Origin of the sequence: Mesorhizobium sp. M1169 (assembly GCF_040318345.1) — a bacterium.
Taxonomy (GTDB): domain Bacteria; phylum Pseudomonadota; class Alphaproteobacteria; order Rhizobiales; family Rhizobiaceae; genus Mesorhizobium.
In genome coordinates this window covers 38771-52995 of sequence record NZ_JAMYME010000006.1, presented here as the reverse complement: position 1 = coordinate 52995, position 14225 = coordinate 38771, and the positions used below count along the sequence as shown (strand labels likewise).

The window sequence follows — 14225 nt, the reverse complement described above, 5'->3', positions numbered from 1 at the left end:
CAATCAACGCCTTTAATTTCTGAGAAAGTTCAGATTGTTCTCGATGCTCTCGCTGGCCCAAGCGAGCTTTTCGCGATCGTCGGGGCGCAAGGGAGCCTCGACCGCGACGGTGAACAAGTGCCAGGCGAGACTGTCGGATAGAAGCCATGTGGTGACCTGTTCGCTGAAGATCACGTGCCCATTATCGAGTGTCTTGATGTTGCCGGTAATCACGTCCGCACAGTGCAACATGGCCTCGGGGTAAGGGCTATCACGCCATGCCGCTAATGCAGCTGCTACATCCATTCCGGCAAGCACTATGCCCTCCAGCCAGGGAACCGCGTTCCCTTCATCGGGATGCATGGTCATCGCTTTTCGCCAGGCAGCCTGAAACAGCTCCTTGACAGCCTGCTGTTCTTCCAACGGCCAATCGCGCCAGGAGGTCCTTTCGAGCTTTGCGGCAATCACGTTGGCGTCGAACCCCATCGAAGGTTCGCCTTGGATGGCAAGTTCAAGCACTCTCGGCAGAAAGTGCCGGTAGTCATCGACGTCGCCGACCGTCCATATGGCCGATCCGGCATAGGCGCCGAGGTTTTCACCACTGAGCTCCCGAAGCGGACCACTGGATACTCCCCGAAAGATCGATTCCAAATCCTTGTACGGCGAGCCATGCAGGTGGCGGGGCGATGGATAAGACGCGAAAGCGGCATAGACGCGTTCGACTGCGTGGGCCAGTTCAGACGAGAGATCAGCCTCCAGGGGATTTGGGTTGCTCATCCGCTACGACTCCGAACAGGTCTCTGGCTTGCTCTGCGGTATAGTAGCCAAGCTTGACATCCCGAGCGACCAATTGCGGATCGCGCTGCAACGGATCGCCGTAGCCGCCGCCGCCCGGTGTGCCGACGCGCACGCGGTCGCCTGCCTTCAACGCGATGTCCTGTTCCTTGGAGAGGTGCGGCGGCACATGTTCCTCGCCGTTGCGGAACACGGTGACCGTGTTAACCGCGCCGTCCTTGCCGCCGAGCGCGCCTTGCGGGCCGAAGCGGCCGTGATCCATGACGAAAGAGGCGCGGGCGTCGCCGCGCAGGATCTCTACCTCATAGGCGAGCCCAAACCCGCCGCGGTGCTTGCCGGCGCCGCCCGAGCCTTCGCGCAGCGCATAATGCCGGTAGAGCACCGGGAAGGCCTGCTCCATGATCTCGACCGGCGGCGACTTGGAGATGCCGATGGTAGAGCAGCCATTGGTCAGGCCGTCGTGACCGGCATTGCCGCCATAACCGCCGCCGGAGATCTGGTACATGACATAATCGCGGCCACGGACCGGATCGTTGCCGCCGAGCGCGAAATTGCCGCTGGAGCCAGCCGGAGCCGCCGTCACCCTGTCCGGCAGGGCCTGCACCATCGCCGCGAACACCGCCTCGGCGATGCGCTGCGAAACCTCGGCCGCGCAGCCCGACACAGGGCGCGGATATTTGGCGTCGAGGAAGGTGCCTTCCGGCCGCTTGACGATCAGCGGTTCGAAGGCGCCGGCGCTGATCGGCACGTCCGGGAAAATATGGCGCATGGCGAGATACACCGAGGACAAGGTCGTCGCCAGAACGCTGTTCATCGGCCCGGCGCAGGGCTGTGATGAGCCCGAGAAGTCGAAGCTGAGCGTGTCGCCTTGTTTCTCGACTGCCAGCGCGATGATCAGCGGCTCGTTTACCACGCCGTCTGAATCGACGAAGGCCTGTGAGCGATAGATCCCGTCGGGAATGGCCGATATGTTGACGCGCATCTGTTCAGCGGCGCGGCGGCGCAGTTCGGCGATCGCATCGACGACCGTTTCATCTCCGTAACGATCCAGGATTCCGCTAAACCTGTCCTGGCCGATTAGCAGTGCCGCCGCCTGCGCGCGGATATCGCCAATGCGCTGGTCGGCGACACGGATGTTGGAGCAGATGATGGCGTAGATCTCAGGGTCGAGCACGCCCTTCTTGAACAGTTTCACCGGCGGCAACCGCAGGCCTTCCTGCTCGACCGCCGTTGCCGAGGCGGAGAATCCGCCCGGCACCGAACCGCCAATGTCGGGCCAATGGCCGGTGTTCGAAAGCCAGCAGAATATCCTGCCGTCGCGGTAGACCGGCATGGCGAAGCGCACATCCATGAGATGGGTGCCGCCGAGATAGGGATCATTGACGATGTAGATATCGCCCGGCTCGGGCGGCAGGCAGCGTCCGTCGGCGATCATCTCGATCACGGTTTTGGTCGAATACTGCATGACGCCGACGAACACCGGCAGGCCCTGGCTGCCTTGCGCGATCAGCGAACCATCGAGCGCCGAATAGATGCCATCCGAACGGTCATTGGCCTCGGCGATAACAGGCGAGAACGCGGCGCGCGAAAACGTCAGGTCCATTTCGTCGCAGACTTGCTGCAGGGCCGCCTGGAGGACCGAAAGCGTAATGGTGTCGAGCTGCGCCATCTCAGGCCTCACCGATGTCGATGATGATGTTGCCGTCGGCATCCGATCGCGCCCGGTCACCGGGCTCCAGCACAGTCGTCGCGTCCATCTGTTCGAGGATCGCCGGACCTTCGATTGTTGCGTCGAGCGGCAACTTTTCCCTGCTGTAGACCGGCGTGTCGTACCAGCGCCCGCCATACCAGACAGGCCGGATCTCGCGCCGCGCCTCTTCGAGCGTTTTGGCGCGCCCAGCCGGGTCGATCAGCCGGGACAGATCGATTGCCGGCCGCACGCCGGTGACCGAAGTGTTGAGATTGACCAGATTGGCGCGGATTTCCGGCAACTGGACCTTGAAGCGGGCGAAATAGGCCTTCTCGAACAGTTGCTGCAGTCCCTCGCGTGTCACCGCAGACGACGGCAGCGGCACGTTGATGATATGCGTCTGGCCGACGAACTGCATGTCGGCGGAATGCGTGATACGGATTGCTTCCGGCTTCACCGCTTCCTTGCCGATCAGCTCCTCGCCTTCGTTTCGGTGCCGTTCCAATGTCTCGTGGAGTTGGGTTTCATCGAGACTGGCCACCGGCTGGTTGACCGTGTTGACGAAATCATGGCGCAGATCGGCGACGACGCAGCCGAGAGCATTGGTGATGCCCGGCCGCGCCGGCACCAGCACTTTCGGCAGGCCTAGTTCGCGCGCCAATGCCGTCGCATGCAGCGGCCCGGCGCCGCCGAAGGCGAACAGCGCGAAATCGCGCGGGTCGTGGCCGCGCGACACCGAGACCATGCGGATGGCGCCAGCCATCTTCACGTTGCCGAGCCGCAGCACCGCACCCGCCGCCTCGACGCCGGACAAGCCTGTGGCGCGGCCGATCCTGTCCTCGAATATACCGGTGACCCGCTCGACGGTGACCGGGTTTTCCACCGCGAGCAGCTTCTTCGGCGCCAGCCTGCCGAGCACCAGATTGGCGTCGGTGATGGTCGGCTCCAAGCCGCCGCGTCCGTAGCAGATTGGCCCGGGATTGGCGCCGGCGCTTTCCGGGCCGATCTGGATCAGGCCGGCCGCATCGACGCGGGCGATCGAGCCGCCGCCGGCGCCGACCGTATGCACCGCCACCATCGGCACGTGGATCGGCATCGCATATTCGATCTCGATCTCGTTCGACACCGCCGGCTCGGCGTTGCGGATCAGCGCCACGTCGGTTGAGGTGCCGCCCATGTCGTAGGTGACCAGATTTTCGAAGCCGGCGCGTTTTCCGGTATAGGCGGCAGCAATGACACCGGAAGCGGGGCCGGACATGACGGTCTTGGCCGACTCACGTGTGACAAAGCGGGCCGAGATCATGCCGCCATTGCCGTTCATGATCAGAAAGTCGCGGGCGTAGCCTTTTGACGCCAGCTCCTTGCGCAGCCGCTCGACATAGCGTTCGAGGATCGGTTGCACCGAAGCGTTGACCGAAGCGGTCACCCCGCGCTCGAATTCGCGCGCTTCCGAAAGCAGGGCGTGGCCTGTCGTGATGTAGCCGTTCGGCCAAAGCTCGGCCGCGATCTCGGCGGCGCGCCGCTCATGCGCCGGGTTGGCGTAGGAGTGCAGGAAATGGATGACGAGGGATTCGCAGCCGGCTGCGATCAGTTGTGAAATCGCTGCCCGCATCTCGGCCTCGTCGAGTGGGATGCGCACCGCGCCCGAGGCCTCGACCCGCTCCGACACTTCGAGCCGCAGATTGCGCGGAATGATCGGCACGAACGTGCCTGTCATGCCATAGGCTTGCGGCCGTGTCCGCCGGCCAAGCTCGATGACGTCACGAAAGCCGCGCGTGGTGATCATGCCGGTTTTGGCCAGCCGGCGCTCCAGCACCGCGTTGGTGGTGGTCGTCGTGCCGTGCACGATGAGGTCGATGCCGTCGACCGGAAATCCGGTGGCGCCAAGTGCCGAAACGACGCCGAACGCCTGGTTGTCGACTGTCGTCGGGGTCTTGGCGATGTGCACCCGGCCACCGTCACGGCCGTCGATCAGAAGCAGGTCGGTAAAGGTGCCGCCGACATCTATGCCGGCGACGACGCCGCCAGTTGAATCCAGCGCTTGCGCCGAAAAATTCTGTCCCATTGTCGAAACCCGAAATGCCCGAACTGCCTAGATGCCTTAGTTTGGAAAGCTGTTTTACGGTGGCGTCTTGACGCAAATATCGTTTGTATACTAATAAATTCCGGACACAAGAGCTTACCGCTTCGGAGTGTGCAAACGGCACGCTGGAACCTGACCGGTTCGGGCGCGCAGGTGGAGATTTGGCGCCGGCGCTGAGCCGGCCCAGAAGGTTAGGTTTGATGAACACCACATCCGCGTTCAACACAGCCGGCGCCCGGCCGCTGCAGTTCCCGATACCGGCCAATGTCTATGCCGAAACCGTCGTCTCGGTGAAGCATTATACCGACCGGCTGTTTTCGTTCCGCATCACCCGGCCGCAGTCGCTGCGCTTCCGCTCCGGCGAATTCGTCATGATCGGCCTGCCCAATGCCGAGAAGCCAGTGTTCCGCGCCTATTCGATCGCCAGCCCGTCCTGGGACGACGAACTCGAATTCTTCTCGATCAAGGTGCCGGACGGCCCGCTTACCTCGGACCTGCAGAAAATCGAGATCGGCGATACCGTCATCATGCGGCAGAAGTCGACCGGCACGCTGGTGGTCGACGCGCTGACGCCGGCCAAGCGCCTGTTCATGATCTCGACCGGCACCGGCATTGCTCCATTCGCCAGCCTGCTGCGCGATCCCGACACCTATGAGAAGTTCGAGCAGGTGGTGCTGACCCATACCTGCCGCGACAATGCCGAGCTCACCTACGGCCAGGAGCTGGTGACAGCGCTTGAGAAGGACCCGCTGATCGGCGAACTGACCGGCGGCCGCGTCACGCTGTATAGTTCGACGACGCGCGAGACCTCCGTGCGCATGGGCCGCATCACCGCGCTGATCGGCTCGGGCAAATTCTACACCGATCTCGGCATCGACAGGCTCAATCCCGAGACCGACCGCATCATGATCTGCGGCTCGATGCATATGCTCAAGGACGTCAAGGAACTGGCCGAAAGCCTCGGCTTCCAGGAAGGCTCGCTGCACCATCCGGCAAGCTTCGTCGTCGAGCGCGCCTTCGTCGGCTGAGACGCGCAGCTCAGCGTCCACTGGTTCGAGACCCTGATTTTGATCATGCGGTCAAAAATCGGCTGCCTTGACCGCCTTTTTCCGCTATGACTGCTTGAAGGACTCGTGAAGCGCTGCTTCACGGTCTATCTTCGGCATAAGTCGCTGAACAAGGGGCAGGAGATGAGCAGCACAATCCGCGAAACCGATCTCGGCACGTCCAAGATCACGCCGCTGCCGGCGCGCGCCGCCGCCAATGCGCCGATGCCGCAAGCCCATGGCATTGCTCGCAATCCCGGCATGAGGCTCGATCTCGGCTTCATGGAATCGATGCGCGGCGTCAACCGCTCGGCGCTGGAACGCCGCGTCGCCAGCCTGACCAAAAGACGCTCGATCAAGGCCGATAACCAGGCGGCCTGGCTGCTGCGCGCCGTCGCCTGCATGGACCTGACGACGCTGAACTCGAACGACACGGAAGAGCGTGTGCGCAGGCTCTGTGCCAAGGCGGTCAACCCGTTCCGTCGCGACATCGTCGAGGGGCTGGGCATTACTGGTGAAAAGATCCGCCCGGCGGCGGTCTGCGTCTATCATCCCTTCGTCGCCACCGCCGTAGAAGCGCTGCGCGGCAGCGGCGTCCATGTCGCCGCCGTTTCGACCGCCTTCCCGCATGGCCTTGCACCGCTTTCGACGCGCCTGCAAGAGATCGAAGCATCGGTCCGCGACGGCGCCGACGAGATCGACGTCGTCATCCCGCGCGGCCTGGTATTCGCGGCGAAATGGCAGGAGCTCTATAACGAGATCGTCTCGATGCGCGCCGCTTGCGGCGAGGCGCATCTGAAGGTGATCCTCGGTACCGGCGACCTCGCCACGCTGCGCAACGTCATGCTCGCCTCGATGGTGGCGATGATGGCGGGTGCAGATTTCATCAAGACCTCGACCGGCAAGGAAAGCGTCAACGCGACGCTGCCGGTCGGCCTTGCCATGGTGCGCGCTATCCGCGCCTATTTCGAGGAAACCGGCTATCTCATCGGCTTCAAGCCGGCCGGTGGCATTTCCACGGCAAAAGCCTCGCTCGATTGGCTGGTGCTGATGAAAGAAGAACTGGGCCGGCCGTGGCTGGAGCCGGAGCTGTTCCGTTTCGGAGCATCGAGCCTTTTGACCGATATCGAGCGCCAGCTCGAGCATCATCTGACCGGCCACTACTCGGCCAATCATCGCCACGCGATGGCGTGATTCGGAGCGCTTCATGAACATTCTCGAACGCTATCACGCCATGGAATACGGCCCGGCGCCGGAGGCGCGCAACGAGGCCGATGTGTGGCTTGCCGCGCGGGATTTCGGCAAAGCGCTGTTTATCGGCGGCGACTGGAAGGCAGCCAGCGGAGGCAAAACCTTCGACACCAGCGATCCGTCCTCGGGAAAGCTGCTGGCCAAGGTGTCGGATGCCGGTGCCGCCGATATCGACGCGGCGGTTGCGGCGGCCACAAAAGCGCTGCCGAAATGGAGCGCCAGCACCGGATATCAACGCGCCAAAGTGCTCTACGCCATCGGCCGCGCCATGCAGCGCCACCAACGGCTGTTCGCGGTGCTGGAATCGATCGACAATGGCAAGCCGATCCGCGAAAGCCGCGACATCGACGTGCCGCTGGCGATCCGCCATTTCATCCATCATGCCGGCTGGGCGCAGGCGCTGGACAGGGATTTTCCCGGCCACAAGGGCGTCGGCGTCGTCGGCCAGATCATCCCGTGGAACTTCCCGCTCTTGATGCTCGCCTGGAAGATCGCGCCGGCGCTCGCTGCGGGCTGCACCGTGGTGCTCAAACCCGCGGAATTCACGCCGCTCACCGCGATCCTGTTTGCCGAGATCTGCGGACGCGCCGGCGTGCCGAAGGGCGTCGTCAACATCGTCCAGGGCGGGCCGGAGGCGGGCGCGACCATCGTCAACCATCCCGGCGTCCAGAAGATTGCCTTCACCGGTTCGTCCGAGGTCGGCAAGATCATCCGCAAGGCCACTGCCGGCTCGGGCAAAAAACTGTCGCTGGAGCTTGGCGGCAAGTCGGCATTCGTCGTTTTCGAGGATGCCGACCTCGACAGCGCCGTCGAGGGTCTGGTCGACGGCATCTGGTTTAACCAGGGCCAGGTGTGCTGTGCCGGCTCGCGCCTTCTGGTGCAAGAAGGCATCGCCGACCCCTTCGTCGCCAAGGTCAAGACGCGGATGAGCCGGCTGCGCGTCGGCAGTCCGCTCGACAAGAACACCGATATCGGCCCGCTGGTCGATTTGACTCAGCTCGATCGCGTCAAGGGCCTGATCGCCGAAGGCGCCAAGCAGGGCGCGATCTGCTGGCAGCCGGACTCGGCACTGCCCGCCGCGGGCTATTACCATCTGCCAACGCTGGCGACAGGTGTTTCGCCGGCTAACATCCTGGCACAGGAAGAGGTGTTCGGGCCGGTGCTCGCCACTATGACCTTCCGCAACACCGAGGAAGCGATCGAGCTCGCCAACAACACACGCTATGGCCTGGCCGCTTCGGTGTGGAGTGAGAACATCAATCTTGCCCTGCACGTCGCGCCGCAATTGAAGGCCGGCGTCGTCTGGGTCAACGGCACCAATATGTTCGACGCCTCCTGCGGCTTCGGCGGCTACCGCGAGAGCGGCTTTGGCCGTGAAGGCGGGCGCGAGGGCATGTTCGAATATCTCTCGGCAAAACTGCCGCTCGGCCCGATCATCAAACCGGCAACGTCTTCGGCCCAACCTGTCGAGCAGGCGGAAGGTGGCGCCATCGACCGCACGGCAAAGCTGTTCATCGGCGGCAAGCAGGTCCGGCCGGACGGCAATTATTCCTTCGCCATCGCCAGCGCCAAGGGCAAGCTTGCCGGCGAGATCGGTCTCGGCAACCGCAAGGATATCCGTGACGCCGTCGCGGCCGCGCGCGCCTGCAAGGCCTGGCCGGAGGCGACCGCCTACAACCGTAGCCAGGTGCTCTATTACCTGGCCGAAAACCTTTCCGGCCGCGCAGACGAGTTTGCCGCCCGTTTGACCCAGCTCACCGGCGCGACCGCCAAGGCGGCGCGTGACGAGGTCGAGCTGTCGATCGAGCGCCTTTTCCTCTATGCCGGCTTGGCCGACAAATTCGAGGCCCGCGTCCACCAGCCGCCGGCCCGCGCCGTCACATTGGCGCTGCACGAGCCAGTCGGCGTCGTCGGCATCATCGCGCCGGACAATGCGCCTCTGCTTGGCCTGATCTCGCTGGTGGCGCCGGCGCTTGCCATGGGCAACACCGTAGTCGCAGTGCCATCCGAAAAATACCCGCTGCTTGCCACCGACCTCTACCAGGTCATCGAATATTCCGACGTTCCGGCAGGCGCCATCAATATCGTCACCGGCCGTAGCGCCGAGCTTGCCGGCGTATTAGCCAAGCATGACGATGTCGACGGGCTCTGGGTGTTCGCCGATGCCGAGACTTGCGCCAAGGCCGAGGCCGAGTCCATCGGCAATCTCAAACGCGTCTGGACCGGCAACGGCCACAGCCTCGACTGGCCCTCGAACGAAGCAGCCGGCGATGCCTTGCTGCGCCGTGCGATCGAGGTCAAGAACGTCTGGGTGCCCTACGGCGACTGAGTGCCCCGGAGAGACGTCCGGGCTTGACGGGCCAAAAGATGTTCTTTACCGAGAAAAAACATTTGGCTGGCAGGCGAATATCGAAACAGGCGGGATGGTAGTGCCCGGCTGGCACATTGCGCCCCGGCCTTGCGCCGGTAAAGCCGAACGACCACAGACGGGCGAGGAGAAAAGCATGGCGGATCTGACAGGCAAAATCGTTGTCGTCACGGCGGCGGCGCAAGGCATCGGCCGGGCGAGCGCGCTGGCGTTCGCCAAGGTCGGCGCCGTCGTCCATGCCACCGACATCAACGAGGTGGTGCTCGCCGACCTCGGCAAGACGCCCGGTATCAAGACCCGCAAGCTCGACGTGCTGAACGACGAGGCGGTGAACGCCGCTTTTGCCGAGATCGGCGCCGTGGACGTGCTGTTCAATTGCGCCGGCTTCGTCCATTCCGGCTCGATCCTCGAGATGAAGGACGGCGATCTCGACTTTGCCTATGATCTCAATGTCCGCTCGATGATCCGCACCATCCGCGCCGTGCTGCCCGGCATGCTGGAGCGCGGCGACGGCTCGATCATCAACATGGCATCGCTGGCCAGTTCGACCAAGGGCGTGCCGAACCGCTTCGTCTATGGCCTAACCAAGGCAGCCGTCATCGGCCTGACCAAGTCGGTCGCCGCCGACTATGTCGGCAAGGGCATACGCTGCAATGCGATCTGTCCGGGCACGGTCGAAAGCCCGTCGCTGCAGGACCGCATGCATGCGCAGGGCGACTACGAAGCAGCTCGCGCCGCCTTCATCGCGCGCCAGCCGATGGGCCGCCTCGGCACGCCCGAAGAAATCGCCGACCTCGCCGTCTATCTGGCCGGCGCCACCTATACGTCGGGGCAGGCTTATAATATCGACGGTGGCTGGTCGATCTAAGAGGCCATTTGAAAACCCTACTCCGCCGGGCGCCTGACGCGGCTTTCTGCGCTTCCGGTGCTCACGTACTTTAAGTACGCTCCGCTCCGGTTCTCGAAACCCACGCCATTCGCCGCAGCGGAGCGAGTTTGCAAACGGCCTCTGGTCGCAACTGGGAGAAAACTGCATGAAACTGCTGCGCTATGGCGAGGCGGGGAGCGAACGCCCCGGCCTGCTCGATGCGGATGGAACGATCCGCGACCTCTCCGCCCATGTCACCGACATTGCCGGCAAGGCGCTCGACCCGGCATCGCTCGAGACATTGTCGAAGCTCGACCCGAAGACGCTACCGGCGGTTTCCGGCAAGCCACGCATCGGCGCCTGCGTCGCCGGCACCGGCAAATTCATCTGCATCGGTCTCAACTATTCCGACCATGCTGCCGAAACCGGCGCCACCGTGCCGCCGGAGCCGATCATCTTCATGAAGGCAAGCTCGGCTATTGTCGGGCCGAACGACGACGTGCTGATCCCGCGCGGTTCGGTGAAGACCGACTGGGAGGTCGAGCTCGGCGTGGTGATCGGCAAGACTGCAAAGTATGTCACCGAGGCCGAGGCGCTTGATTATGTCGCCGGCTATTGCGTCGCGCACGACGTCTCCGAGCGCGCCTTCCAGGCCGAGCGCCAGGGCCAGTGGACCAAGGGCAAGTCCTGCGACACGTTCGGGCCGATCGGCCCGTGGCTGGTGACCAGGGACGAGATCAAGGACCCGCAGAACATCCCGATGTGGCTGACGGTCAACGGCAAGACCATGCAGAACGGCTCGACCAAGACCATGGTCTTTGGCGTCGCTTATCTCGTCTCCTATCTCAGCCAGTTCATGTCGCTGCACCCGGGCGACATCATCTCTACCGGCACGCCGCCCGGCGTCGGCCTCGGCATGAAGCCGCCGGTCTTCCTGAAGCCCGGCGACGTGGTCGAGCTCGGTATCGAAGGGCTGGGCATCCAGAAGCAGACGTTCAAGGCGGATTTGTAGGCGGCGCTTTGCCTTCTCCCCTTGGGGGAGAAGGTGGATCGGCGCGCAGCGCCGAGACGGATGAGGGGTGCTGCAAGAAAACGAGGCGTGAAAACATCAGGGGATTTTAGGCACTTACGCCTTCAGCGTAGCGATCCGTCCAACACCCCTCATCCGACCGAGCTTCGCTCGGCCACCTTCTCCCACAAGGGGAGAAGGGGAGTCGGCGCCTGCGCTACTTCAGCACCTTCCCATCGGCTCCAAACCGGTATGTCTTTGCCGGATCCGGCGTCGCATAGAGCGTGGCACCCGGTTCAGCGTTATAGACGCCGAAGATGCGCACTGTGATCAAGCCGGCCTTCTCGCAGTCGAGATAGAGGTTGGTGTCGGCGCCAAGGTGCTCGGCATGGACAACCGTGCCTTTCCAGGCACCGGATTTCGGATCGACGGTCAGGTGCTCGGGACGGACACCGATGGTCTTGGCCGTCTCGCCAAGCCTGGCCCCGTCGACGAAGTTCATCTTCGGTGAGCCGATGAAGCCGGCGACGAATTCATTTGCCGGCGAATTGTAAAGCTCCATCGGTCCGCCGATCTGCTCGATCTTTCCCGCGTTCAGCACGACGATCTTGTCGGCCAGTGTCATCGCCTCGACCTGGTCGTGGGTGACATAGATCATCGTGGCCTTCAGCCGGCGATGCAATTGCGCGATCTCCAGCCTGGTGTTGACGCGCAGTGCGGCGTCGAGGTTCGACAGCGGCTCGTCGAACAGAAAAAGCTTGGGCTCACGCACCACGGCGCGGCCGATGGCGACGCGCTGGCGCTGGCCGCCGGACAACTCGGCCGGCCGCCTCGAGAGGTAGGGCTCCAGCGACAGCATCGAGGAAGCGATGCCGATGCGGCGGTCGATCTCGGCCGCCGGCGTGCCCGCCTGCTTGAGGCCGAGGCCCATATTGTTCTTCACAGTCAGATGCGGATAGAGCGCATAGGTCTGGAACACCATGGCGATACCGCGCTTGGCCGGCGGCGTGGCGGAGACGTCCGCCCCGTCGATCACCACGCGGCCCGAGGTCGAGTCCTCCAGCCCGGCAATGACCCTGAGCAGCGTCGACTTCCCGCAACCGGATGGACCGACGAAGACGACGAACTCGCCATCCGTCACCTCGAGGTTGATGCCCTTCAGCACCTCGACCGGCCCGAAGGCTTTTTTCACGTTCTCGATGTTCAGCGAGCCCACGGCTTCGTCCCTGTTCTAGAGTTTCACGGCGAGGCCGCTGCGCACGCTCTCGTCTGCGGCAAGGCAGACGGCGAGCGACTTCACCGCGTCGTCCATGTGGCGGGTCAAGTCCAGATCCTCGCGGATCGCCTTCAGCACAAACGCCTGTTCCAGGTCGCAGAGGTCCTGATGGCCGGGCTCGCCTTGCATCGACAGCATTTCGTCCGGTTTCGCGAACTTGCCGTCGGCGCCGGTCGCCGCGCTGTGCAGGCGGATGGTCGAGGTCTTGGTGTGGGTGTCGATGTCGTCGGACCTGACACCCTCCTTCATGACGATCGACACGCAGCCATTGGGCGAGATCACGTCCTTGACGAAGAAAGCCGTCTCCGAAATCATCGGCCCCCAGCCGGCCTCGTACCAGCCGACCGAACCGTCGTCGAATAGCACCTGCAGATGACCGTAATTGTACATTGACGGCGCGATCTCGTCGCTCAGCCTCAGCCCCATGCCGCGCACCTCGACTGGCCTGGCGTCGGTGATCTGCAGCATCACGTCGAGATAATGCACGCCGCAATCGACGATCGGCGATGTCGTCTGCATCAGCTGCTTGTGCGTCTCCCAGCTATGGCCGGAGGATTGCTGGTTGAGGTTCATGCGGAACACGTAAGGGCCGCCGAGCTTGCGCGCCTCGGCGATCAGCCGGATCCAGGACGGGTGATGGCGCAGGATGTAGCCGATCACCAGTTTTTTGCCGTTGGCCTTGGCTGCCGCGACCACGCGCTTTGCATCGGCGACCGTCGTTGCCAGCGGCTTTTCGACGAAGACATGGCAGCCGGCCTCGAATGCACTGACCGCATAGTCGGCATGGCTGTCGGAATAGGTAGCGATGCAGGCGACATCGGGCTTTTCGTCGCGTAGCGCCTCGTCGAAGGAACGCCGGATGGCGTAGGTCGAAAGCCCTTCCGGCAGCGGCACATCGGAGCGGTTGACCAGCGCGGCGATCTGGAATCCCGGATTGGTGTGATAGGCCAGCGCATGGCTGCGCCCCATATTGCCGAGCCCGGCGACGACAACGCGAAGGGGTTTTTGCGAATTCACTTGACCGCTCCCGAAGTGATGCCGCGGATCAGCTGCCGCGAGAAGATGACGTAGAGGATCAGCACCGGCATGATCGCCAGCGACAGTGCCGCCAGGATGGCATTCCAGTTGGTGACGAACTGGCCGAGGAACAGTTGCGCGCCGAGCGTCACCGTCTTGGTGTCCTCTGACGGCGCCAGGATCAGCGGGAACCACAGATCGTTCCAGATCGGGATCATGGTGAAGACGGCGACCGTTGCCATAGATGGCCTGACCAGCGGCAACACCAGGCGGAAGAAGATGGTGTATTCCGATAGCCCGTCGATGCGGCCGGCGTTCTTCAGGTCGTCGGAGACCTGCTTCATGAATTCCGACAGGATGAAGACGGCAAGCGGCAGGCCCTGCGCCGTGTAGACCAGGATCAGCGCCGTCAGCGTGTTGACCAGCCCGCTCGCCACCATCAGCTGCAGGATGGCGACGGTGCCGAGGCGGATCGGGATCATGATGCCGAGCGCCAGATAGAGCCCCATCAGCGAATTGCCGCGGAAGCGGTATTCCGACAGCGCGAAGGCAGCCATGGCGCCGAACAAAAGCACGAAGAACAGCGAGGCGACGGTGACGACAAGGCTGTTCTGGAAATAGTGGATGAAGTCGCCCTGGCCGATCACCGTGGTGTAGCCGATCAGGTCGAAGGTCCCTGGCGTCGGCGGCGTCAGCGGCGCGCCGAAAATCCCTGCGCGCGATTTGAACGAATTCATGATCACGAGGATCACCGGAAACAGCGCGATCGCCGTGTAGGTCAGAAGGATCGCATGCGCGCCAATGGTGCGGGGCAGCGAACGGGTTGCGGTGCTCATGGTCGCG

At 63.4% G+C, this 14225-nt stretch carries 11 protein-coding genes; 5 read left to right on the top strand and 6 right to left on the bottom strand.

Annotated elements, in window-relative coordinates; translation table 11 throughout:
- Nucleotides 1-12: 12 nt before the first annotated feature.
- The 3 genes from NKH41_RS08300 to NKH41_RS08290 are packed head-to-tail and all read right to left on the bottom strand — an operon-like array spanning nt 13 to nt 4529.
- Nucleotides 13-756, bottom strand: coding sequence for a hypothetical protein (locus tag NKH41_RS08300; protein WP_352771058.1), 744 nt, complete (start codon nt 754-756; stop codon nt 13-15).
- Nucleotides 728-2443 carry a hydantoinase B/oxoprolinase family protein gene (locus NKH41_RS08295; protein ID WP_352771056.1) on the bottom strand — a complete coding sequence of 572 codons (1716 nt, stop codon included), beginning with the start codon at nt 2441-2443 and terminating at the stop codon, nt 728-730. The genes NKH41_RS08300 and NKH41_RS08295 overlap by 29 nt, the downstream gene beginning before the upstream one ends.
- Nucleotide 2444: 1 nt before the next feature.
- Entirely contained in the window at nt 2445-4529 is a 2085-nt protein-coding gene (locus NKH41_RS08290; RefSeq protein WP_352771054.1) for a hydantoinase/oxoprolinase family protein, read from the bottom strand.
- A gap of 218 nt (nt 4530-4747) precedes the next feature.
- On the opposite strand from NKH41_RS08290, the gene NKH41_RS08285 reads away from it, so the two are divergent.
- The 5 genes from NKH41_RS08285 to NKH41_RS08265 all read left to right on the top strand — a co-directional run bounded on the left by NKH41_RS08285 (nt 4748) and on the right by NKH41_RS08265 (nt 11092).
- Nucleotides 4748-5575 carry a ferredoxin--NADP reductase gene (locus NKH41_RS08285; RefSeq protein ID WP_352771053.1) on the top strand — a complete coding sequence of 276 codons (828 nt, stop codon included), beginning with the start codon at nt 4748-4750 and terminating at the stop codon, nt 5573-5575.
- 162 nt (nt 5576-5737) lie between these two features.
- Nucleotides 5738-6787: a deoxyribose-phosphate aldolase gene (deoC, locus tag NKH41_RS08280; protein WP_352473098.1), complete on the top strand. Its 1050-nt coding sequence runs from the start codon at nt 5738-5740 to the stop codon at nt 6785-6787.
- Nucleotides 6788-6800: 13 nt separating this feature from the next.
- The gene (locus tag NKH41_RS08275; protein ID WP_352771051.1) at nt 6801-9173 is read left to right on the top strand and encodes an aldehyde dehydrogenase family protein; all 2373 of its coding nucleotides are present in this window, start codon (nt 6801-6803) and stop codon (nt 9171-9173) included.
- Between the two features lie 175 nt (nt 9174-9348).
- Nucleotides 9349-10080: an SDR family oxidoreductase gene (locus tag NKH41_RS08270; RefSeq protein ID WP_023677124.1), complete on the top strand. Its 732-nt coding sequence runs from the start codon at nt 9349-9351 to the stop codon at nt 10078-10080.
- A gap of 166 nt (nt 10081-10246) precedes the next feature.
- Complete coding sequence (locus NKH41_RS08265) at nt 10247-11092, top strand: fumarylacetoacetate hydrolase family protein (protein WP_352771049.1); 846 nt, start codon at nt 10247-10249, stop codon at nt 11090-11092.
- A gap of 214 nt (nt 11093-11306) precedes the next feature.
- Here NKH41_RS08265 and NKH41_RS08260 read toward each other — a convergent pair whose 3' ends face one another.
- Genes NKH41_RS08260 through NKH41_RS08250 form a run of 3 tightly spaced genes read right to left on the bottom strand, consistent with a single transcriptional unit; the run spans nt 11307 to nt 14218 of the window.
- Entirely contained in the window at nt 11307-12305 is a 999-nt protein-coding gene (locus NKH41_RS08260) for an ABC transporter ATP-binding protein (RefSeq protein ID WP_352527632.1), read from the bottom strand.
- A 15-nt stretch (nt 12306-12320) separates the two neighbouring features.
- Nucleotides 12321-13382, bottom strand: a complete 1062-nt coding sequence (locus NKH41_RS08255; protein WP_352771047.1) for a Gfo/Idh/MocA family protein — start codon at nt 13380-13382, stop codon at nt 12321-12323.
- Nucleotides 13379-14218 (bottom strand): carbohydrate ABC transporter permease, encoded by an 840-nt coding sequence (locus tag NKH41_RS08250; protein WP_352771045.1) that lies wholly within the window; start codon nt 14216-14218, stop codon nt 13379-13381. Before NKH41_RS08250 ends, NKH41_RS08255 begins: the two co-directional genes overlap by 4 nt.
- Nucleotides 14219-14225: the final 7 nt, after the last annotated feature.

Coding starts and splice junctions, on each gene's coding strand:
- NKH41_RS08300 (WP_352771058.1), bottom strand. CDS start 756: ATGAGCAACCCAAATCCCCTGGAGGCTGATCTCTCGTCTGAACTGGCC.
- NKH41_RS08295 (WP_352771056.1), bottom strand. CDS start 2,443: ATGGCGCAGCTCGACACCATTACGCTTTCGGTCCTCCAGGCGGCCCTG.
- NKH41_RS08290 (WP_352771054.1), bottom strand. CDS start 4,529: ATGGGACAGAATTTTTCGGCGCAAGCGCTGGATTCAACTGGCGGCGTC.
- NKH41_RS08285 (WP_352771053.1), top strand. CDS start 4,748: ATGAACACCACATCCGCGTTCAACACAGCCGGCGCCCGGCCGCTGCAG.
- deoC (WP_352473098.1), top strand. CDS start 5,738: ATGAGCAGCACAATCCGCGAAACCGATCTCGGCACGTCCAAGATCACG.
- NKH41_RS08275 (WP_352771051.1), top strand. CDS start 6,801: ATGAACATTCTCGAACGCTATCACGCCATGGAATACGGCCCGGCGCCG.
- NKH41_RS08270 (WP_023677124.1), top strand. CDS start 9,349: ATGGCGGATCTGACAGGCAAAATCGTTGTCGTCACGGCGGCGGCGCAA.
- NKH41_RS08265 (WP_352771049.1), top strand. CDS start 10,247: ATGAAACTGCTGCGCTATGGCGAGGCGGGGAGCGAACGCCCCGGCCTG.
- NKH41_RS08250 (WP_352771045.1), bottom strand. CDS start 14,218: ATGAGCACCGCAACCCGTTCGCTGCCCCGCACCATTGGCGCGCATGCG.